Origin of the sequence: Pseudothauera rhizosphaerae (assembly GCF_004801305.1) — a bacterium.
Lineage (GTDB): Bacteria > Pseudomonadota > Gammaproteobacteria > Burkholderiales > Rhodocyclaceae > Pseudothauera > Pseudothauera rhizosphaerae.
Map to the genome: position 1 here is coordinate 1 of NZ_SSOD01000003.1, position 21,487 is coordinate 21,487.

At 70.5% G+C, this 21,487-nt stretch carries 17 protein-coding genes; 11 read left to right on the top strand and 6 right to left on the bottom strand.

What is annotated here, in order from left to right; translation table 11 throughout:
* From E6O51_RS03835 to E6O51_RS03845, 3 genes are all read left to right on the top strand, one after another.
* Positions 1 to 1,271, top strand: a 1,271-nt coding sequence (locus E6O51_RS03835) for a calcium-binding protein (protein ID WP_330997899.1), incomplete at its 5' end; no start/stop codon positions are given.
* A 100-nt stretch (positions 1,272 to 1,371) separates the two neighbouring features.
* On the top strand, positions 1,372 to 3,531 hold the full coding sequence (locus E6O51_RS03840; protein WP_136383663.1) for a type I secretion system permease/ATPase: 2,160 nt from the start codon (positions 1,372 to 1,374) through the stop codon (positions 3,529 to 3,531).
* Positions 3,528 to 4,964 (top strand): HlyD family type I secretion periplasmic adaptor subunit, encoded by a 1,437-nt coding sequence (locus E6O51_RS03845; protein WP_136383664.1) that lies wholly within the window; start codon positions 3,528 to 3,530, stop codon positions 4,962 to 4,964. The genes E6O51_RS03840 and E6O51_RS03845 overlap by 4 nt, the downstream gene beginning before the upstream one ends.
* A 16-nt stretch (positions 4,965 to 4,980) precedes the next feature.
* Here the strand turns inward: E6O51_RS03845 and E6O51_RS03850 are convergent, their stop codons facing one another.
* The 3 genes from E6O51_RS03850 to E6O51_RS03860 all read right to left on the bottom strand — a co-directional run bounded on the left by E6O51_RS03850 (position 4,981) and on the right by E6O51_RS03860 (position 8,049).
* Positions 4,981 to 5,649, bottom strand: a complete 669-nt coding sequence (locus tag E6O51_RS03850; RefSeq protein ID WP_136383665.1) for a histidinol-phosphatase — start codon at positions 5,647 to 5,649, stop codon at positions 4,981 to 4,983.
* A gap of 640 nt (positions 5,650 to 6,289) precedes the next feature.
* Positions 6,290 to 6,961, bottom strand: a complete 672-nt coding sequence (gene hda, locus E6O51_RS03855; protein WP_136383666.1) for a DnaA regulatory inactivator Hda — start codon at positions 6,959 to 6,961, stop codon at positions 6,290 to 6,292.
* Complete coding sequence (locus E6O51_RS03860; protein ID WP_136383667.1) at positions 6,958 to 8,049, bottom strand: AI-2E family transporter; 1,092 nt, start codon at positions 8,047 to 8,049, stop codon at positions 6,958 to 6,960. Before E6O51_RS03860 ends, hda begins: the two co-directional genes overlap by 4 nt.
* A gap of 142 nt (positions 8,050 to 8,191) precedes the next feature.
* Between E6O51_RS03860 and purM the strand changes: the two genes are divergently transcribed.
* The 3 genes from purM to E6O51_RS03875 all read left to right on the top strand — a co-directional run bounded on the left by purM (position 8,192) and on the right by E6O51_RS03875 (position 13,570).
* Positions 8,192 to 9,238: a phosphoribosylformylglycinamidine cyclo-ligase gene (gene purM, locus E6O51_RS03865; RefSeq protein WP_136383668.1), complete on the top strand. Its 1,047-nt coding sequence runs from the start codon at positions 8,192 to 8,194 to the stop codon at positions 9,236 to 9,238.
* A gap of 113 nt (positions 9,239 to 9,351) precedes the next feature.
* A complete protein-coding gene (locus E6O51_RS03870) occupies positions 9,352 to 10,449 on the top strand; it encodes an efflux RND transporter periplasmic adaptor subunit (protein WP_136383669.1) in 1,098 nt (365 codons plus the stop codon).
* A gap of 13 nt (positions 10,450 to 10,462) precedes the next feature.
* The gene (locus E6O51_RS03875) at positions 10,463 to 13,570 is read left to right on the top strand and encodes an efflux RND transporter permease subunit (RefSeq protein ID WP_136383670.1); all 3,108 of its coding nucleotides are present in this window, start codon (positions 10,463 to 10,465) and stop codon (positions 13,568 to 13,570) included.
* A gap of 18 nt (positions 13,571 to 13,588) precedes the next feature.
* Here the strand turns inward: E6O51_RS03875 and E6O51_RS03880 are convergent, their stop codons facing one another.
* Genes E6O51_RS03880 through mutL form a run of 3 tightly spaced genes read right to left on the bottom strand, consistent with a single transcriptional unit; the run spans position 13,589 to position 16,938 of the window.
* Positions 13,589 to 14,143 (bottom strand): DUF1415 domain-containing protein, encoded by a 555-nt coding sequence (locus E6O51_RS03880; protein ID WP_136383671.1) that lies wholly within the window; start codon positions 14,141 to 14,143, stop codon positions 13,589 to 13,591.
* Positions 14,144 to 14,157: 14 nt separating this feature from the next.
* Positions 14,158 to 15,114 (bottom strand): tRNA (adenosine(37)-N6)-dimethylallyltransferase MiaA, encoded by a 957-nt coding sequence (gene miaA / locus E6O51_RS03885; protein WP_136383672.1) that lies wholly within the window; start codon positions 15,112 to 15,114, stop codon positions 14,158 to 14,160.
* A 15-nt stretch (positions 15,115 to 15,129) separates the two neighbouring features.
* A complete protein-coding gene (gene mutL / locus E6O51_RS03890) occupies positions 15,130 to 16,938 on the bottom strand; it encodes a DNA mismatch repair endonuclease MutL (RefSeq protein ID WP_136383673.1) in 1,809 nt (602 codons plus the stop codon).
* A 96-nt stretch (positions 16,939 to 17,034) separates the two neighbouring features.
* On the opposite strand from mutL, the gene E6O51_RS03895 reads away from it, so the two are divergent.
* The 5 genes from E6O51_RS03895 to E6O51_RS03915 are packed head-to-tail and all read left to right on the top strand — an operon-like array spanning position 17,035 to position 21,476.
* Positions 17,035 to 17,790 (top strand): hypothetical protein, encoded by a 756-nt coding sequence (locus E6O51_RS03895; RefSeq protein WP_330997902.1) that lies wholly within the window; start codon positions 17,035 to 17,037, stop codon positions 17,788 to 17,790.
* A 28-nt stretch (positions 17,791 to 17,818) separates the two neighbouring features.
* Positions 17,819 to 18,472, top strand: a complete 654-nt coding sequence (purN, locus tag E6O51_RS03900; RefSeq protein WP_136383674.1) for a phosphoribosylglycinamide formyltransferase — start codon at positions 17,819 to 17,821, stop codon at positions 18,470 to 18,472.
* A 13-nt stretch (positions 18,473 to 18,485) separates the two neighbouring features.
* On the top strand, positions 18,486 to 19,637 hold the full coding sequence (locus E6O51_RS03905) for a DUF3108 domain-containing protein (protein WP_136383675.1): 1,152 nt from the start codon (positions 18,486 to 18,488) through the stop codon (positions 19,635 to 19,637).
* Positions 19,638 to 19,645: 8 nt separating this feature from the next.
* On the top strand, positions 19,646 to 20,929 hold the full coding sequence (locus E6O51_RS03910; RefSeq protein WP_136383676.1) for an RsmB/NOP family class I SAM-dependent RNA methyltransferase: 1,284 nt from the start codon (positions 19,646 to 19,648) through the stop codon (positions 20,927 to 20,929).
* Positions 20,922 to 21,476 (top strand): phospholipase D family nuclease, encoded by a 555-nt coding sequence (locus tag E6O51_RS03915; RefSeq protein ID WP_136383677.1) that lies wholly within the window; start codon positions 20,922 to 20,924, stop codon positions 21,474 to 21,476. The genes E6O51_RS03910 and E6O51_RS03915 overlap by 8 nt, the downstream gene beginning before the upstream one ends.
* The last annotated feature ends 11 nt before the right edge of the window (positions 21,477 to 21,487 follow it).

Here is a 21,487-nt window from a genome sequence, read left to right on the forward strand (position 1 = left end):
CGGACCAGGTGACGGTGACGCAGTTCTTCGACAGCGGCGACAATCCGTCGCACGTCTCGAACCCGATCCAGGCGGTGCGCTTTGCGGACGGCACGGTGTGGAGCCCTGCCCAGATCGTGGCTCTGGCGCTGGCGGGCACGGCCGGGTCGGACTCGATCCGGGGCACGAGCGGAGCGGACGTGCTCGAAGGCGGAGCCGGCAACGACAAGCTGGAAGGGGCCGTGGGCCACGACACCCTGTACGGTGGCGAAGGCAACGACACGCTGTACGGGGAAGCTGGCGACGACGTGCTCGACGGCGGGGCCGGCAACGACCATTTGTACGGGGCCGCGGGCAACGACACCTATTTGTTCGGGCATGGCGACGGCCAGGACACGATCGGTTCGGACCGCGACACGTCCTCGACCAAGCACAACGTGCTGCAGTTCAAGGCGGGGGTGACGGTCGATGAGGTGAGCGTGCGGCGCTCGGGCGGCAGCCTGGTGTTCACACTGGCTGGCGGCACGGACCAGGTGACGGTGACGCAGTTCTTCGACAGCGGCGACAATCCGTCGCACGTCTCGAACCCGATCCAGGCGGTGCGCTTTGCGGACGGCACGGTGTGGAGCCCTGCCCAGATCGTGGCTCTGGCGCTGGCGGGCACGGCCGGGTCGGACTCGATCCGGGGCACGAGCGGAGCGGACGTGCTCGAAGGCGGAGCCGGCAACGACAAGCTGGAAGGGGCCGCCGGCCACGACACCCTGTACGGCGGCGAAGGCAACGACACACTGTACGGGGAGGACGGCAACGATGTGCTCGACGGTGGTGTGGGCAATGATCGCCTATACGGCAGCGGGGGCAACGACACGCTGTACGGTGGGGCAGGCAATGACTTCCTGGAGGGGGGCAAGGGTAGTGATACCTACAGCTTTCACCGTGGTGATGGGCAGGACACGATATCCGACTACGACACGACCTCGGGCAACACCGACCGCCTTGTCTTCGCCGACGGCATCGCCGCCGACCAGCTCTGGTTCAGCCGCAACGGCAACCACCTGCAGGTGGGCGTGATCGGCTCCGACGACAAGGTGACCATCAACAACTGGTACTCCGGCGCGGCCTACCGGGTGGAGCAGTTCCATGCCGGCGACGGATCGATCCTGCTGCAAAACCAGGTGGATGCGCTGGTGTCGGCGATGGCGGCGTTTTCGCCGCCGGCTGCCGGGGAGACCAGCCTGCCGGGCAGTTACCGCGAGACGCTCGATGCGGTGATCGCGGCCAATTGGCAATAGCGCCGACGCCCCGGCGGGCCGGGTGGTCCGCCGGGGCGGTTTCATCCCCTCTGCTTTGCGCGCGGGGCGGCTTGGCCGGCCGCGTGCGCTTTGGTACCCAATGACAGAAGAAATTCTTGCAGCCCCCCGCGGTGCGGAGCCGTCGCCCGCGCCCGATAGCGGCCTGGCCTGCCTGGTGATGCTGGCGCGCTTCCACGGCGTGGCGGCGGACCCGGACCAACTGGCGCACGAGCATGCCATAGACGGCGCCCCCTTCGGCGTGGCCGAGATCCTGCTGGCGGCGAAGAGGCTCGGCCTGCAGGCCAAGCGCGTGAGGACCACGCTGGCGCGCCTGGCGCGCACGCCGTTGCCGGCCATGGCATTCACCCGCGAAGGTGGCTTCGTGGTGCTGGCGCGCGCGGACGAGGACAAGGTGCTGATCCACGACCCCGCCGCCGGTCGTCCGCAGGTGCTGGCACGGGCGGATTTCGCGGCCGGCTGGACGGGGGAGGTGATCCTGTTCACCTCCCGCGCCTCGCTCGCGGGGGAGATGGCGCGCTTCGACTTTTCCTGGTTCGTGCCCGCGCTGGTCAAGCACCGGCGGCTGATCGGCGAGGTGCTGGCAGTGTCTTTCGCGCTGCAGCTCTTCGCGCTGGTCACGCCGCTGTTCTTCCAGGTGGTGATGGACAAGGTGCTGGTGCACCGGGGGCTGACCACGCTGGACGTGATCGCCATCGGGCTGCTGGCGGTGTCGGTGTTCGAGGTGCTGCTCTCCGGCCTGCGCAGCTACGTGTTCGCCCACACCACCAGCCGCATCGACGTGGAACTGGGCGCGCGCCTGTTCCGCCACCTGCTGGCGCTGCCGCTGGCCTATTTCCAGGCGCGCCGGGTGGGTGATTCGGTGGCGCGCGTGCGCGAGCTGGAGAACATCCGCGCCTTTCTCACCGGCAACGCCATCACGGTGGTGCTGGACGTGTTCTTTTCGGTGGTGTTCATCGGCGTGATGCTGCTCTACAGCGGCTGGCTCACGCTGGTGGTGCTGGCATCGCTGCCGCTGTACGCGGCGATTTCGCTCAGCATCACGCCGCTGCTGCGCGCGCGCCTGCACGAGAAGTTCAACCGCGGTGCGGAGAACCAGGCCTTTCTGGTGGAGGCGGTATCCGGCGTGGATACGGTGAAGAGCATGGCGGTGGAGCCGCAGATGACCCGCCGCTGGGACAACCAGCTCGCGGCCTACGTGTCGGCGAGCTTCCGCGCCAACACTTTGTCCACGATCGCGCACGAAGGCGTGAACCTGGTGGGCAAGCTGGTCACCGTGGGCACGCTGTGGCTGGGCGCGCGGCTGGTGATCGACGGCGACCTGACGGTGGGGCAGTTGATCGCCTTCAACATGCTGGCCGGGCGGGTGGCGCAGCCCATCATGCGGCTGGCGCAGTTGTGGACGGACTTCCAGCAGGTGGGCATTTCGGTGCAGCGCCTGGGGGATATCCTCAACACGCGCACGGAACTGGCCGCCGGCAATCGTTCCACGCTGCCGCCGATCTCGGGGGGCATCGAATTCGACCAGGTGCGCTTCCGCTACCGGCCGGACGGCCCGGAGGCGCTGCGTGGGGTGAGCCTGACGATAGCGGCCGGGGAGGTGATCGGCATCGTCGGCCGCTCCGGCTCGGGCAAGAGCACGCTCACGCGGCTGGTGCAGCGCCTGTTCGTGCCCGAGCGCGGGCGGGTGCTGGTGGACGGCATCGACCTGGCCCAGGCCGACGCCGCTTCGCTGCGCCGCCAGATCGGCGTGGTGCTGCAGGAGAACCTGCTGTTCAACCGCACGATCCGCGAGAACATCGCGCTGGTGGACCCCGGCGCGCCCATCGAGGCGGTGATGGAGGCGGCGAAGCTGGCCGGCGCGCACGACTTCATCCTGGAACTGCCCGAAGGCTACGACACGGTGGTGGGCGAGCACGGCGCCACGCTCTCGGGCGGGCAGCGCCAGCGCATCGCCATTGCGCGCGCGCTGATGGGCGACCCGCGCATCCTGATCTTCGACGAGGCCACCAGCGCGCTCGACTACGAGTCCGAGCGCATCATCCAGACCAACATGCGCGCCATCTGCCGGGGGCGCACGGTGATCATCATCGCCCACCGGCTTTCCGCCGTGCGCGGGGCCGACCGCATCGTGGTGATGGAAAAGGGGGAGATCGTCGAGGCCGGCCCCCATGCCGATCTGGCGCAACGCGAGGGCGGGCGCTACGCGCATCTGCTCGCCCTGCAGGGAGGTGCCGGATGAGGCCGCGCCTGCAGGCCCTGCGCGATCTGTTCGCGCGTTACCGGGCGGTGTTCGCCCACGCCTGGCGCCACCGGCGCGAGATGGACCCGCCCGTGCGCCTGCCCCACGAGGCGCGCTTTCTGCCGGCCACCCTCGCCCTGCAGGAGACGCCGGTGCATCCGGCTCCACGCGTGGCGATGGGGCTGATCCTGCTGTTCGCGCTGCTGGCCCTGCTGTGGGCGGTGTTCGGCCACGTGGATGTGGTGGCCACCGCCGCCGGCAAGATCGTGCCCGACAGCCGCAGCAAGGTGGTGCAGCCGCAGGAAACCGGCACCATCCACGCCATCCACGTGCGCGACGGGCAGGTGGTGCGCAGCGGGGAGCCGCTGATCGAACTGGATGCCACCGTGGCGCGGGCGGACGTGGAGCGGCTGCGCAGCGAGTTCAACGCCGCCGTGCTGGACGCGGGGCGCAGCCGTGCGCTGCTGGCCGCACTGGAAGCCGGCCAGCCGCCCGGACTCGCCGCGCTGCGGGACGTGCTGCCGCCGGACCTGGAGCCGCCGCGCCTGGAGGCGGAGCAACGCCTGGTGGGTGGGACTTATGCGGCGTATGCGTCGGCGCTCGACCAACTGGATGCCGAGGTGGCCCGGCGCGAGGCGGAACGGCGCGCCACGCTGGCGGTGGTGGAAAAACTGCGCCAGACACTGCCCATCGTCGAGCAGCGGGCACGGGATTACCGCGACCTGATGGAAAGGCGCTTCGTCTCGCGCCACGGTTACCTGGAACTGGAGCAGGCGCGCATCGAGCAGGAGCGCGACCTGGCCGCCCAGCGCGAGAAGCTGGCGGAGATCGCCGCCTCGCGGCTGGAGGCGGAACACCAGAAAGCCCGCCTGGTGGCCGAGACACGGCGGGAATGGCTGGACCGCCAGCAGGCGGCGCAGGAGCGCGCGGCCTCCCTGGCCCAGGAACTGCTCAAGGCGGAGAGCCGCGACCGCCTGATGCTGCTGGCGGCGCCGGTCGATGGCCGCGTGCAGCAACTGGCGGTGCATACGCAGGGCGGGGTGGTGACCCCGGCGCAGCCCTTGATGGTGATCGTGCCGCTGGACAATCCGCTGGAGGTGGAGGCGCTGGTGCCGAACAAGGACATCGGCTTCGTGCATGCGGGCCAGGCCGTGGAGATCAAGGTGGAGACCTTCCCCTTCACCAAGTACGGCACCCTTGCGGGCGAGGTGGTGGACGTGTCCTCGGATGCGATCCAGGACGAGAAGCTGGGGCTGGTGTTCGCCGCGCGGGTGCGCCTGGCGCGCGACACGCTGCTGGTGGAAGGACGCACGGTGCGCCTGTCTCCGGGCATGGCGGTGACGGTGGAGGTGAAGACCGGCAAGCGGCGGCTGATCGAATACTTCCTCGGGCCGCTCCTGCGCTATGCGGACGAGAGCCTGCGGGAGCGGTGAACCTCTGCCTGCCGGGTCATTCGCCCCGCAGCGAGATCACCGGCCAGCCGTTGTCCTGCGCGTGGGCGAGCAGGGTGTCGTCCGGGTCCACCGCCACCGGGCGGTCCACGCGCTTCATCAGTGGCAGGTCGTTGTGGGAATCGCTGTAGAACCAGGTCCGCTCGAAGCTGCCCAGGTAGAGGCCGAGGGATTCCAGCCAGGCCTCCACGCGCTCGATCTTGCCGGCCTTGAAGGCCGGCGTGCCGCGCGGCTTGCCGGTGAAGGCGCCGTTTTCCACCGCGGGGATGGTGGCTACCAGGTGGTCGATGCCGAATTCCCGCGCGATGGGGCCGGTGACGAAGGCGTTGGTGGCGGTGACCACGGCCACCAGGGCGCCGCGGTCCAGGTGCTGGCGCGCCAGTGCGCGGGCCTTCGGGCCGATCATGGGCTGGATCGAGGTTTCCATGAACTCCCGGTGCCAGGCGTCGAGCTGGGCGCGCGGATGGCGGGCGAGGGGGGCGAGCTGGAAGTCGAGGAATTCGAAGATGTCCAGGGTGCCGGCCTTGTACTGTTCGTAGAAGGCGACGTTCCTCGCCTCCTGCACTTCCCGGTCGAGCACGCCCTTGGCGATGAGGAACTGCGCCCAGGCGAAGTCCGAGTCGCCGCTGAGCAGGGTGTTGTCGAGATCGAAGAGAACCAGGTCCACGGGGTGTTTCCGTCCAGGGTTGGGGAGATTTCAGTACGCGCCGAGCCGCCTCAAGCGTACTGCAGCCCCCTCGGGGGCAGCGAACGAAGTGAGCGTGGGGAGCGTTTCATTTCAGTTGCTCCACCGCGCGTTGCGCGTCCCACGACGCATGAAACGTGGTGGTTTTGCTCCCTCTCCCCTCGTGGGAGAGGGTTGGGGAGAGGGGGCGGGCGGACGAGGGACGCGGGCCGGGTCGGCACGACGGCCGCTTACGTCCCTGCGGGACGCCCCCTCTCCCCGGCCCTCCCCCGCAAGGGGGGAGGGAGAAAGGCGGCAAGCTCCCCGTCCCCCGTCAGGGGGCCCGGACTTTCGGCGGATGTCGTCCAGTTTCATTTCAGTTATCCATTGCGCTGCGCGCCACCCGCAGCCGATGAAACGGGAGCGCCACTCCCTCTCCCCTCGTGGGAGAGGGCCGGGGAGACGTGTCGAGGAAGATGCTCGACAGGGCATGCACTCCCTCTCCCCTCGTGGGAGAGGGCCGGGGAGAGGGGGCTGCGGCAGGTACAGGTGGCGTGGCGCCGCCGCACTCCCCCTCTCCCCAACCCCTCCCCCGCAAGGGGGGAGGGGCTCGGGCACTTGGCGAACGTCGTGCAGTTTCACTTCAGATTTCCAGCCCGCCCTGCATCAGTTCGCGCAGCAAGGGCAGGGTGACCGGGCGCTTGCGTTCCAGCGAAGCCTGGTCCAGCGCGTCGAACGTCGCCAGCAGGCTGGGCAGGTCGCGCCGGCCGTGGCGCAGCAGGAAGTCCACCACGTCGTCGCCGATGCGCAGTCCGCGGCGCTGCGCCTGGCCGGCCAGGATGGCGGTGCGGGAGGCGTCGTCCAGGGGCTGCACTTCATAGATCAGGCACTGGCCGACGCGGGTGCGCAGGTCTTCCCGCAGGGCGAGTTCCCGCGGCGCGCTGGGGCCGGTGAGGAGCAGGGTCTGGCGCAGCGCGCCGGCGCGGTTGAAGGCGTTGAAGAGGGCGATCTGGGCGGGTTCGGCGAGGCGGTCGATGTCATCCACCGCGAGCAGGGCGTCCGGTGTGTCGGGCAGGGCGTCCGCGGCTTCGGCGCCCGCCAGGTGGAGCGCGGGCCGGCCGGCGGCCTGGGCTTCGGCCACGCTGGCGCGCAGCAGATGGCTGCGTCCGCAGCCGGGCGCGCCCCACAGGTAGAGGTGGGATTCGCCCACGATGGTAGCGCGCAGGGCGGCGACGAGTTCCCCGTTGGCGCCGGCCACGAAGTTGTCGAAGGAGGGCGGGGCGTCGCGGCGGATGTCCAGCACCAACTGCTTCACGCCTGGCCCTCGTCGGGGGTGTCGCCGCGGTAGAGCCGGCTGGCGAGCCAGGCGCCCCTGAGTTCGCGCAGGCCCACCAGCAGCGCGGCGCTCACCGGCAGGGCCACCAGCATGCCGACGAAGCCGAAGAGCTGGCCGAAGGCCATCAGCGCGAAGATGACCGCCAGCGGGTGCAGGCCGATGCGGTCGCCGACGATGTAGGGCGTGAGGATGAAGCTTTCGATGAGCTGGCCCAGGCTGTAGACCACCGCCACGCCGATCAGCGGCGTCCAGCCTTCGCCCTGCAGCAGGGCGGCCATGATCGCCAGCACCAGCCCGCCGCCGAAGCCCACGTAGGGGATGAACACCAGCAGGCCGGTGATCACGCCCACCGGCAGCGCGAAGCGCAGCCCGGCCAGCCACAGCCCCACACTGTAGAACACCGCCAGCAGCAGCATCACCGAGAGCTGCCCGCGCAGGAATTCGGACAGCACCGAATCGATGTCGCGGACGATGCGCATGCCGCGTTCCAGCCACGGGCGCGGCACGATGTTGCGCAGTTCGGCGAGCAGGCGCGGCCATTCCTGCAGCAGGTAGAACATGACGATGGGAATCAGGAACAGGTTGGCGGCGAGTCCGATCAGCGCCATGCCGCCGCTGCGGGCGTGGGCGAACAGCACCCGCAGCGCATCCTGGGCGTTGGTACCGTGTTCGCGCACCAGTTCGCGCAGGAAGGCCGCGTCGAGCTGGATTTCGACGTTGAAGCGTTCGGCGAGCCACGGGGCGGTGCGCTGGTTGAAGATATCCACCAGGTCGGGCAGGCGGCGCACCAGGGCGCTGGTCTCGGACACCACCATGGGCACCAGGATGCCCACCAGCAGCACCAGCAGCAGGCCGATGCCGGCGATCACCAGCAGCACCGCGAGGGGGCGCGGCAGGCGGCGCGCCACCAGCCAGTTCACCGCCGGGTCGCAGATGTAGGCCAGCACCGCGGCGATGGCGAACGGGGCGAGGATGGGGGAGAGCAGGTAGAACAGGCCCAGCAGGGCCAGGCCGACGCCGGCCCAGACCAGGGTTTGCCAGGATTCCGACGCGCGGGCAGGGGTCATTTCGAGTAAAATCGCGGACTTGGCGCGGGGCCGGCGGCCCCGCAGAATCCGTAAATGTAGCCATTCGGCGTGACGCCCTCAAGCTTGCGGGCGACGCGCCGGCTGGACAGGCTTTCGCACACTGCTCCTCCGAGGACCGATCTTGACCGCCTCCAAACCCTCCCTTTCCTACCGTGACGCCGGCGTGGACATCGACGCCGGCGACGCCCTGGTCGACCGCATCAAGCCGCTCGCCAAGCGCACCATGCGCCCCGAGGTGCTGGGTGGCATCGGCGGCTTCGGCGCGCTGTTCGAGCTGACCGGCAAGTACCGCGAGCCGGTGCTGGTGTCGGGCACCGACGGGGTGGGCACCAAGCTCAAGCTCGCTTTCCAGTGGAACAGGCACGACACCGTGGGCCAGGACCTGGTGGCCATGAGCGTCAACGACATTCTGGTGCAGGGCGCCGAGCCGCTGTTCTTCCTCGACTATTTCGCCTGCGGCAAGCTGCACGTGGATACCGCCGCGGCCGTGGTCGGCGGCATCGCCCGCGGCTGCGAACTGGCCGGCTGCGCGCTGATCGGCGGCGAGACCGCCGAGATGCCCGGCATGTACCCGGACGGCGAATACGACCTGGCCGGCTTCGCGGTGGGCGCGGTGGAGAAGTCCGAAATCATCGACGGCAGCCGCATCGCGCCGGGCGACGTGGTGCTGGGGCTGGCTTCCAGCGGGGCGCACTCCAACGGCTACTCGCTGATCCGCAAGATCATCGACCTCGCCAAGCCGGACCTGGATGCCGGCTTCCACGGCCGTCCCTTCCGCGACGCGGTGCTGGAACCGACCCGCATCTACGTGAAGCCGCTGCTCGCGCTGATGCGCGCACAGCCGGGCGCGGTCAAGGGACTGGCCCACATCACCGGCGGCGGCCTCACCGAGAACGTGCCGCGCATCCTCGCGGACGGGCTCACCGCCCGCATCGACGCCGCCGCATGGACGCTGCCGCCGCTTTTCCAGTGGCTCCAGGACGCCGGCAACGTAAACGCGCAGGAAATGTACCGCGTGTTCAATTGCGGCATCGGCATGGTGGCGATCGTCTCCGCCGCGGATGCGGATGCCGCCCAGGCGGCGCTCGCCGCGGCCGGGGAGACCGTGTTCCGCATCGGCCGCATCGACACGCGCGGCCCCGGCGAGGCGGCTACCATCGTCGGCTGACTGCGGCGCGCGGTGCAACTTGCTTCCCCCGCGCCGGTCTCTTGAATCCAGCGCTGCCTGAACCGACCTGGCCGCATCCCGCGGCCGGGCGCTCCGAACGGAACCGAATCCGTATGGCGGGAAAACCGAAGCTGATCGTCGCTGCGAGCCTGGCGGGCATCGTCCTGCTGGGCGGTGTGGCCTGGTACATCAACCGCGCGCCGTCGTCGGCACCGCCACCGGCCGAGGCCGCGTCCAACGGCAGCGAGGCGGTCGTCGAAACCGCCGCGGTGCGCATCGTGGCGATGGCCGACGAGGCCGCGGCGGTCGGCACGCTGCGCTCCAACGAATCGGTGGTGTTGCGCCCGGAAGTCTCGGGGCGCATCAGCGCGATCCTGTTCCGCGAAGGCACGCCGGTGAAACGCGGCGCGGTGCTGGTGGAACTGGACGCCGCCGTGCAGCGCGCCGAACTGCAGCAGACGCGTGCCGAACTGGCGCTGGCCGAATCCAACTCCCGCCGCACCGAAGACCTCTTCGAGCGCCGCTTCGTCAGCCAGAGCGCGCGCGACGAGTCCGCCAGCCGGCTGGAGGTGGCGCGGGCGGCGGTGGAACTGGCCGACGCGCGCTACCGGCGCATGATCCTGGTGGCGCCCTTCGACGGCATCGTCGGCATCCGCCAGGTGAGCGTGGGCGACTTCGTCAAGGACGGCGACCCGCTGGTGAATCTGGAGGACATCTCGGTGCTGAAGGTGGACTTCCGCCTGCCCGAGACCCTGCTGCCGCGCCTGCGCGTGGGGCAGGCCCTGGAAGTGGGCAGCGATTCCCTGCCCGGCGAGCGCTTCGCCGCGCGCGTGGACGCCATCGATCCGCTGGTGGATGCCCAGGGCCGTGCCGCGGTCATCCGCGCCAGCCTGGCCAATCCGGAAGGCCGCCTGCGCCCCGGCATGTTCGCGCGCGTGCGCCTGATCCTGCAGGAACGCCCCGCCGTGGCGGCCATACCGGAAGAGGCGCTGGTGCCGGCACCCGGCGACGCGCAGTTTGTCTACCGGGTCGTGGACGGCCGTGCCGAGCGGGTGAACATCCGCACCGGCGCGCGGCGCGAATCGCTGGTGGAAGTGGTCGAGGGCCTCGCCCCCGGCGACGAGGTGGTGACCGCCGGCCAGCTCAAGCTGCGTGAAGGCGCAGCGGTCCGCGTGGTGGCGGACGCCGCGGCGGAAGCGGCGGCCGACTGAAGGAGGGACGGCCATGGTGATTTCCGATACCTGCATCCGCCGCCCGGTGTTCGCCACCGTGCTGTCGCTGCTGGTGGTGCTGGTCGGGGTGGTGTCGTGGACCAAGCTCACGGTGCGCGAATACCCCAACATCGACGAGCCGGTGGTCACCGTGGACACCACCTACCGCGGCGCCAGCGCCGAGATCGTCGAATCCCAGGTCACCAAGCCGCTGGAAGATTCCCTGGCCGGCATCGAAGGGGTGGACGTCATCCAGTCCATCAGCCGCCAGGAGCGCAGCCAGATCACCGTGCGCTTCCGCATCGAGCGCGATCCCGACAGCGCCGCGGCCGACGTGCGCGACCGCGTCTCCCGCGTGCGCCGGCGCCTGCCGGACGACGTGGACGAGCCGGTGATCGCCAAGGTGGAAGCCGACGCCAGCCCCATCATCTGGGTGGCGTTTTCGTCCGACCGCCACTCGCCGCTGGAAGTCACCGATTTCGCCACCCGCATCGTCAAGCCCCGTTTCCAGACCCTGCCGGGGGCGGCGGACGCGCGGGTCTACGGCGGGCGCGACTTTTCCATGCGCATCTGGCTGGACCGGGACCGCCTGGCCGCCTACGGCCTCACCGTGCAGGACGTGGAGGACGCCCTGCGGCGGCAGAACGTGGAGGTGCCGGCCGGGCGCATCGAGAGTACCCGGCGGGAATTCACCGTGGTGGCCGCCACCGACCTCACCGAACCGGCCCAGTTCGAGGCCGTGGTGGTGCGCGCCCCGCCCACGCCGGGCGACTACCCGGTGCGCATCCGCGACATCGGCCGGGTGGAGGAGGCCGCCGCCAGCGAACGCAGCCTGGTGCGCTTCATGGGCAAGCCGGCGGCCTCCATCGGCCTCATCAAGCAGGCCACCGCCAACCCGCTGGATCTCAAGCGCGGCCTGGTGGAAATGATGCCGGCGCTGGAAGCCGAACTGCCGGAAGGCATGACGATGACCATCGCCAACGACAACACGGTGTTCATCGAGCGCTCCATCTCGGCGGTGTTCTCCACCATCTTCGAGGCCATCCTGCTGGTGGCGCTGATCTGCCTGTTCTTCCTGCGCAACTGGCGCGCCACGCTGGTGCCGCTGGTCACCATCCCGGTGTCGCTGATCGGCACCTTCGCGCTCATGCTGGTCTTCGGCTTTTCCATCAACACGCTGACGCTGCTCGCCCTGGTGCTGGCCATCGGCCTGGTGGTGGACGACGCCATCGTGATGCTGGAGAACATCTACCGCCACATCGAGGAGGGCGTGCCGCCCCTCAAGGCGGCCTTCCAGGGTTCGCGGGAGATCGCCTTCGCGGTCATCGCCATGACGCTGACGCTGGCCGCCGTGTACGCCCCGGTGGCCTTCATGAGCGGGCGCACCGGCAAGCTGTTCACCGAGTTCGCGCTGTCGCTGGCGGGCGCGGTGCTGGTGTCGGGTTTCGTCGCCCTGACCCTGTCGCCGATGATGTGCTCCAAGATGCTGCGCCACGAGCCGAAGCACGGCCGCCTTTACAACACCATCGAGGGCTTCCTCGAATGGATGACCGGAGGCTACCGCGGGGTGCTGGGCGCGGCGCTCCGGGCGCGCTGGGTGGTCATGCTGGCCTTCGCCGTGGTGGCCGGCGGCGCGGTGTTCCTGTTCGGCCAGCTCAAGCAGGAGCTCGCCCCGATCGAAGACCGCGGCCGGGTCATCGGTCTCTTTTCCGGGCCCGAAGGGGCCACCATGGAGTACATGGCGCGCTATGCGCAGCAGATCGAGCGCATCTACGCCAAGACCGAGGACGTGAACCTCTACATGGTGATCAGCGGCAACCCCACGCTGTCCCAGGGCATTTCCTTCGTCGCCTTCACCGACTGGAACGAGCGCCCGCGCAAGGCGACCGACATCGCCACCGAGCTGCGTCCGCAGATGCGCGACGTGGCCGGCGTGCAGGCCTATCCCAGCCTGCCGGCCTCCTTCGGCCAGAGCGCGCGCTCGCGCCCGGTGTCCATGGTCGTCGCGGCCTCGGCGTCCTACGAGGAACTGTCCCACTACACCAACCTGATCCTGGACGAGATCGCCGATCACCCCGGCTTCATCTCGCCCGAATCCGACCTCAAGCTCACCCAGCCCGAACTGTCGGTGGAGGTGGACCGCGAGCGCGCCGCCGACCTCGGCGTGTCGGTGGAAGTCATCGGCCGCACGCTGGAAACCATGCTCGGCGGCCGCCAGGTGACGCGCTACAAGAAAGACTCCGAACAGTACGACGTGCTGGTGCAGGTGGAGCAGGCGAGCCGCACCAACCCCGCCGACATCCGCGACCTCTACGTGCGCGCGCGCGACGGCGGCATGGTACCGCTGGCCAGCGTGGTCAGCGTGCACGAGACGGTGAGCCCGCGCGAGCTGAACCACTTCGGCCAGCGCCGCGCGGTCAAGATCACCGCCAACCTGGCGCCGGACTACGCGCTGGGCGAAGCGCTCACCCATCTGGAAGAGGTCGCCGCGCGCATCCTGCCGCCCGGCTACGCCATCGACTACGACGGCCAGTCGCGCGAGTTCAGGACCAGCACCGCCAGCCTGGCGCTCACCTTCGTGCTCGCGCTGGCCTTCATCTACCTGGTGCTGTGCGCGCAGTTCGAGAGCTTCCGCGACCCGCTCATCATCATGCTCACCGTGCCCCTGTCCATGGCCGGCGCCCTCGGCGCGCTGTACATGACCGGTGGCACGCTCAACGTGTACAGCCAGATCGGCCTGATCACCCTGGTCGGCCTGATCACCAAGCACGGCATCCTGATCGTGGAGTTCGCCAACCAGTTGCGCGACGCCGGCAAGGGGCTGTTCGAGGCGGTCATCGAAGCCTCCGTGCTGCGCCTGCGCCCCATCCTGATGACCACCGGCGCCATGGTGCTGGGCGCGGTGCCGCTCGCGCTCGCCCACGGGGCCGGCGCCGAGAGCCGCCAGCAGATCGGCTGGGTGATCGTCGGCGGCCTGCTGCTGGGCACCTTCTTCACCCTGTTCGTGGTGCCGACGGTGTATACGCTGCTCGCCCGCCGCGAGCGCAACCCGCTTGCGGCCGACCACCATGCGCCGCCGGCGGGCGGCGAGCCGGAACTCGCCGCCGACCGGGGCGCGTGAGGACGGTCCGGCGCGGGGTCAGCCGCCGAAGAGATAGGGGAAGAGCCGCCGCCGTTCGTCCGCGCCGAGCGCCTTCACGCGCTCGATGTTGCGCGCGGGGATGCCGTCCACGTCCGGGTGGCTCGCCAGCGCCCGGTCTATGCTGGACTCGCGGATCAGGTGGAAGACCGGCCACGGCGAGCGGTTGGTGAGGTTGCCCGGGTCGTCCGGGTCGGTATCGGCGAAGCGGTAGTCCGGGTGGAAGCTCGCCACCTGGTAGTCGCCTTCCCAGCCGAACTCCTGCAGCCAGACGTCCACCAGGTCGAAGAACTGGTTGTACTGCTCGAAGTCGTCGAGCATGTACGGCGTGACCAGCAGCGTGGTCTCGATCTCCGTTTCCTCGGCGGCGTCGAGCAGGCTCATCTCCTCCTGCAGCGCTTCCAGCAGGCTTTCCTCGTCGGCGGCCTCGGTGACCGTGATGCGGATGCGCCCGTGCTGGTGGGGCTGGTGGGCGAAGGGGCACAGGTTGAGCCCGATCACCACGTCCTCCAGCCAGCGGCGGGTCTGCTGTTCGATTTCGGCCTTGTCGTCCATGGGGTGTTTTCCTTTCAGGTCTGATCCAGCAGCCGGCGGGCGGCATCCAGCACCGCGCCGGCGAGATTGGGTTGCAGGCAGTCGATTTCCGTCAGTCCGGGCCAGGTTTCGCGGAACTGGCGCTGCCAGGTGAGCTGGCGCTTGGCGAGCTGGCGCGTGGCGGCCACGCCCTTGAAGCGCAGGGTGTCGAGATCGTACAGGCCGTCCAGGTGCTCCCAGGCCTGGCGGTAGCCCACGCAGCGCATCGAGGGCATGGAGAGGTCCAGGCGGTATTTCGTGCGCAGCCGGCGCACTTCGTCCACCAGGCCGGCGGCGAGCATGTGTTCGAAGCGCTGCGCGATGCGCTCGTGCAGCACGCTGCGGTCCGAGGGCGCGAGCGCGATCGGCAGCAGGCGCCAGGGCGGGGCGGGCATCCCGCGGCGGGCGTAGCTTTCCGCGACGGGCCGGCCGGTGAGTTTCACGATCTCCAGCGCGCGCTGGATGCGCTGGGCGTCGGTGGGTTCCAGGCGGGCGGCGGCTTCCGGGTCGAGGGCGGCCAGATCCCCGTGCAGCGCCGGCCAGCCGCGGATGGCGGCGGCGCGGTCGATTTCCGCGCGTAGTCCGGCGTCCGCCGGAGGCAGGTCGGAGAGGCCCTCGCGCAGCGCCTTGAAGTACAGCATGGTGCCGCCGGCGAGCAGGGGAATGCGCCCGCGGGCGGCGATTTCGTCCATGACCCGCAGGGCGTCGGCGCGGAAGCGTGCGGCGGAGTAGGCTTCCTCCGGCGACACGATGTCGATCAGGTGGTGCGGACAGGCCGCCAGTTCCGCGGGCGTGGGCTTGGCGGTGCCGATGTCCATGCCGCGATACACCAGCGCGGAGTCCACGCTGACGATCTCCACCGGCAGCGCCGCGGCGAGCGCCAGCGCGCAGGCGGTCTTGCCGCTGGCCGTGGGGCCGAGCAGGAGCAGGGCGGGGGGATGGACGGCGGTCACGGCGTGCCGTGCGGGCTACTGCCCGCGCATGAAGAAGCGGTCCAGCTCCTGCATCCCGAGCTGGGTCCAGGTCGGGCGGCCGTGGTTGCACTGGTCGGCGCGCTCGGTGGCTTCCATCTCCCGCAGCAGGGCGTTCATCTCCGGCACCGTGAGTTGGCGGTTGGCACGCACGGCGCCGTGGCAGGCCATGGTGGCGAGGAGTTCGTTGCGCCGGGCGCTCACCACCTCGGTGGCCGGGTATTCCCGCAATTCTTCCAGCAAATTGCGCACCAGTTCCGCCACCGGCGCGTTGGCGAGCAGGGCCGGCACGCTGCGCACGGCGAGTTCCTGCGGGCCGGCCGGGGCGATCTCGAAACCCATGCGGGCGAGCACGTCCTGGTGCTCCTCGGCCGCGGCCATGTCCCGCGCGCCGACGCCGAACACGGCCGGGATCAGCAGGCGCTGCACCGCGGGGCGGCCGTCCAGCACGGTCTTGAGCTTTTCGTAGAGGATGCGCTCGTGGGCGGCGTGCATGTCCACCAGCACCAGGCCCTGTTCGTTCTGCGCCAGGATGTAGACGCCATGCAGTTGCGCCAGTGCGAAACCGAGGGGGGGCGCGTACTCGCTGGCCGGCAGGGGCTGTGCCGGTACGGCGGCGGACGGTAGCGGCGCGGGGGCGGGGCGCTCGGCCAGAGTGGCGGGCGCTTCATCCGGCCGGGCGCCGGCGACGAAGTCGAAGTAGGCGCGGCTGGCCGGCTCCATCGCCAGCCGGCCCTGCACGGGAGCGGGGGCCGGGTAGGCCGGGCGGGGGGCTGCGGCCGGTGCGTTCTCCGCGCGGATTTCCGCCGCCATGCCGGCCTGGGCCGCACCCGATTCGGCCAGCGCGCGCGTCAGCGCATGGAAGACGAACTGGTGCACCGCCCGCGCGTCGCGGAAGCGCACCTCGATCTTGGCCGGATGCACGTTCACGTCCACGCCCGCCGGGTCCAGGGTCAGGAACAGCACGTAAGCGGGGTGGCGCGCGCCGTGCAGGATGTCGGCGTAGGCCTGACGCACCGCGTGGGTGAGGAGCTTGTCGCGCACGAAGCGGCCGTTGACGAAGAAGTACTGCGCATCGCGGCTGGCGCGCGAGTAGGCCGGCAGCGAGGCCAAGCCGGTGAGGCGCAGCGCGCCGGATTCGGCCTCCACCTCGCGGGCGTGGGCGACGAAGTCGTCGCCCATCAGCGCCGCCACGCGGGCCAGCGGTGCGGCCACGGCCAGGCGATGACTGATGCGGCCGTTATGGGCGAGCTGCAGCGCGATGTCCGGCCGGGCCAGCGCCACGCGGCGGAACATCTCGTCGCAGTGGGCGAACTCGGTGCCCTCGGACTTGAGGAATTTCCGCCGCGCCGGGGTGTTGTAATAGAGGTCCGCGACTTCCACCACGGTGCCGTGGTTGAGGGCGGCCGGCGCCGTGCCGCGGTCGTCGCCGGCGATGCGCCAGGCGTGCGGGCTTCCCGCGGCGCGGCTGGTGATGGTGGTGCGGGCCACGGCGGCGATGGCCGCCAGCGCCTCGCCGCGGAAACCCATGGTGCCGACCCGCTCCAGGTCGTCCAGGCTGGCGATCTTGCTGGTGGCGTGGCGCTCCAGGGCGAGTTCCAGGTCGTCGCGGGCGATGCCGCAGCCATCGTCGGCCACGCGGATGCGGCGTACGCCGCCCTGTTCGAGCTGCACCTCGATGGCGCGCGCGCCGGCATCCACGGCGTTTTCCAGCACTTCCTTGAGCACCGAGGCGGGACGCTCCACCACCTCGCCGGCGGCGATCTGGTTGACCAGCAGGTCGGGCAGGCGATGGATGACGGACATGGGTGGTGAAGGTGGGAACAAGGGAGGAATTATACGCACCGCGGCGGGGCGGGCCTTCCGGTATCATGCGGCGTTATCCATTTGGCGCAACAGATCTTGCAAAGCTCGCCGCCCCGTTCCCTGCCGCCGTCCGGCCGCCCCGCAGGCCGGCGCGGGCTGCCGGCGTTGCTCGCGGCGGGGATGGTGCTGGTCGCCTGCTCGTCGCCTGGCACCGCACCGCGGGACGGGCGCCTGCCGTCCTTCGCGCCCCAGCATCTGGCCAAGACCGACATCGACCGCTTCGCGGAGGCCCACCAGCGCCGCGTGTTCATCAGCCTGCGCCGGCTGGCGGAGAAGCTCTACCGGCGCAATCCGCGCGAGTGGCGCAAGAGCGGGGCGGCGGGGCCGGAGGAGGCGGTCGCCCGCCTGTTCGACGGCAGGCACGGCTGGCGGCTGGAGGAACTGGGCTACCGGCGCGACATCGAGGCGCTGCAGATCGCCTTTCATCCCGAATACCGCGGCGACCGCGTCGCCGCCTTCACCGTCGGGCTGGCCAGCATGGTGCAGGGCGCCTTCGGCGACAAGGTGGAGTTCTATCTTCTTGATGAATTGAACGCCCAGCGCATCTACAATGCGGCCCGCAACGTGGAGATCGCGGCCTGGAAACTGTCCACCGCGCGCGACGAGCGGGGCGCGCCGCTGCTGCTCTCGAACGAGATCGGCGAGGTCGCCAACCTCAGTTTCGAGCGCGAGTTCGGCCGCATCATCGGCCAGCTCGAAGTGCTCTCCGACGTCGTCGAGGAAAAGACCGAACGTACCGTCACCCGGGTGGTCCAGAACATGGCCACCGCCGTCTTCCTGCCCGTGCGCTGAACGTGCGGGCGCTTCACGCCACAGGATCATGAAGTCCATCGTCATTCTCGTTTCCGGCCGCGGCAGCAACATGGAGGCCATCGTGCGCGCGGCCATTCCCGGCGCGCGGATCGCCGCGGTGATCAGCAACCGGCCCGATGCCCAGGGCCTGCAGTTCGCCGCGGGCCGAGGCATCCCGACCGCCGTGGTGGACCACAGGCACTACCCGGATCGTGCCGCCTTCGACGCCGCGCTGGCCGAGGTCATCGAAGGCCACGGCGCGGACCTGGTGGTGCTGGCGGGCTTCATGCGCGTGCTCACGGACGACTTCGTACGCCGCTTCGAAGGGCGGCTGCTCAACATCCATCCCTCCCTGCTGCCGTCCTTCCCCGGCCTGCACACGCACCGCCGCGCGCTGGAAGCCGGCGTGCGGGTGCATGGCGCCACGGTGCATTTCGTCACCCCGGCGCTGGACTGCGGGCCGGTGGTGATCCAGGCCGTGGTGCCGGTGCTGCCGGACGACGACGAGGAGCGCCTGGCCGCGCGCGTGCTGGCCGAAGAACACCGCATCTACCCCCAGGCCGTGCGCTGGTTCGTGGAGGGCCGCCTGCAACTGGAAGGCGGCCACCGCATGCGCGTGCGCGGCGAAGGCCCGGCCGCCCCGGCGCTGATCGTGCCCTGCCTGGACGGCGGCGGGTGCTGAGCGGACCGCGTCCATGAGCATCCGCAACACACTGCTCGCTCTCGGCCTGTCGGTGGGCATGCACGCCTGGCTGCTCGGCGGCGGGCTGCCCCTGCCCACGGCCGACCGGCCCGAGTTGCCCGAACCCTTCGTCGTGCGCGCGGCGCTGATCGACCCGCCTCCGCCGCCCGCGCCCGAGCCGGTGCAGGTAGCCGCGCTGAAGCCCGTGCCGGTGGTGCCGGCCCCGCGGCGGGCGAAGCCGGCGCCCCCGCCGCCGGCCGCCATCACCGCAGAGCCGGCGCCGGTGGAGGAGGCCGCGCCGCCGGCCGAGGTGGCGGCGCTGGCCCACGAACTGCCGGCCGTGGAAGCGCCGCCGCCCGAGCCTGCGCCGCTGGCGGAGGCCGTGCCGGTGGCCGCGGCCGAGGTGCTGGACGTGGAAGGCTGGCCGGCGCAGGGCTCCATCGTGTTCCGGGTCTTCCTCGGCAAGGGCGGGATGCAGGTGGGTGAATCGCGCCACGAGTGGTCCCACGACGAACGCCGCTACCGCATGAGCGTGCTGGTGCAGACCACCGGCGTGGCGGCGCTGCTGAGCGGCCTGCGCTACGTCCAGCGCAGCGAGGGCGAGGTGGGCAGGCGCGGGCTGAAGCCGGAGCGCTTCACCGTGGAGCAGCAGGGACGGCCGACCCAACTCGCCGCCTTCGACTGGACGGCCGGACGGGTCAGCCTGCAGCGCGGCGGCAAGGAACGCCGGGCAGCGTCGGTACGGCCCGGCGACCAGGACGTGCTCAGCCTGTGGCACCAGATCGGCATCATCGGCACCGCCGGCCTGCCGGCCGAACTCACCGTGGTCAGCGGCAGGAGCGCCAAGCCGGCGCGCCTGGAGCGGGTGGGCGAGGAGACGGTGCAACTGCCCATCGGCCGGCTGGACACGCTGCGCCTGCGCGCCCAGGCGGCCGACGGTTCCATGACCATAGACATCTGGCTCGCTCGCAACTACGGCATGCTGCCGGTGCGCATCCGCATGACGGACGACGACGGCGAGGTGCTCGACCAGCAGGCCATCCAACTGCGTCTGTCGCCGCCCGGTGCGGCCGCCGCCGCGGCTGATGCCGGAGAGCCCGAGGCGATGATCGAACTCGAGGAGGAAGTGGACCCGCTCGCCCACATCTTCCAGCAGAACAACTGAAGGAAGACATGAAGAATCCGCAATTCGCCGTCACCCGCCCGCTGCTGGTGCAGACCGTCCAGGTGTTGGGGCTGGTGCTCGGCTTCGAACATCCCGCCGACGCCGTGCTGTCGCGCCATTTCCGCGACCACAAGGCCCTTGGCCACCGCGACCGCGGCTTCGTCGCAGAGACCGTGTACGCCGTGCTGCGCCGCCTGCGCTGGCTGCGCCGCCTGGTCGGCGAGGCGGCCAGCCCGCGCGAACTGGTGCTGGCCTGGCTGGCCCGCGGCGAAAACTGGCCGCTGCGCAATTTCGAGGGGCTGGCCAACGCCACCGAGCGGGAATGGCTGGCGGAGCTGAAGGGCGCCGCGGTGGACGAGGGCAGCCTCGCCGACCGTGCCGACCTGCCCGACTGGCTGGCCGAGCGCCTGCTCGCCGGCACCGACGAGGCCGGCCTGCTGGCCCTGGCCCGGAGTCTCAACCGCCCCGCGCCGCTGGACCTGCGCGCCAACCTCGTCAAGACCGACCGGGATGCGCTCATCGCCCGCCTGCGCGCCGACGGCATCGCCGCCGAGCCGGGCGTGCTCTCGCCCCAGGCCGTGCGCCTGGCCGGCAAGCCCGCGTTGCAGAAGCATCCGGCCTTCCTGGACGGCAGCTTCGAGGTGCAGGACCAGGGCTCGCAACTGCTGGGCTTCCTGGTGCAGCCCAAGCGGGGCGAACTGGTGGTGGATTTCTGCGCCGGCGCCGGCGGCAAGACCCTGCAACTGGGCGCGATGATGCGCTCTACCGGGCGCCTGTACGCCTTCGACGTGTCCGAGCGGCGGCTCGCCAAGCTCAAGCCGCGCATGGCGCGGGCAGGGCTGTCCAACGTGCATCCCACGGTGATCGCCCACGAGAACGACGCCAAGGTCAAGCGCCTGGCCGGCAAGGCCGACCGGGTGCTGGTGGATGCCCCCTGCAGCGGCCTGGGCACGCTGCGCCGCAACCCGGACCTGAAATGGCGCCAGAGCCCGGAGTCCGTGGCCGAGATGGTGGCCAAGCAGGGCAGCATCCTCGCCGCCGCGGCCCGTCTGGTGCGCCCCGGCGGGCGCCTCGTATACGCCACCTGCAGCCTGCTCGCCGAGGAGAACGACGGCGTGGTGGATGCCTTCCTGGCCGCCCATCCCGAATTCCGCGAAGGGGACGCCCAGGACGTGCTGGCGAAGCAGGGCATAACACTCGCCACCGGCAGGCGCCTGCACCTGTCCCCGGCCGAGCACGACACCGACGGCTTCTTCGCCGCGGTGCTGGAGCGCGCGGCGCCGGATGCGTAAACGCGCTGGCGTGCTGCTGCTGGCCCTTGCCGCGCTGCCGGCCGTGGCCGGGCAAGTGCTGCCCGCCCAGGGCAGCGTGGAAGTGGCCTTTTCTCCTGCTGACGACCCGGAGAGCGTGCTGCTGGGCGTGATCGGCGCGGCACGCCGTACGCTGCACGTGCAGGCCTACATCTTCACCAGCCGCAAGCTGGCTGCTGCGCTCATCGAAGCCCACCGCCGCGGTGTGAAGGTGGAGGTGCTGGCCGATGCGGAGATGCACAAGCGCGGGCGCAACGCCTTGCCGCAACTGTTGGAGGCGGGCATTCCCGTGGCCTTCGAGACCGGCTACGCCGCCGCCCACAACAAGGTGCTGATCGCCGACGCGGCCGGTCCCGGCTGCGCGGTGGCGACCGGTTCGTACAACTACACCTGGTCGGCCCGCGAGCGCAACGCGGAGAATCTCCTCGTGCTGCGCAATCACTGCCCGCTGGCCCAGACCTATCTGCGCAACTGGCAACGCCACCGGGAGGCCGCCACCCTGGTGCGCAGCCTGCCGTGGAAGCCCTGAGCCTGAACCAA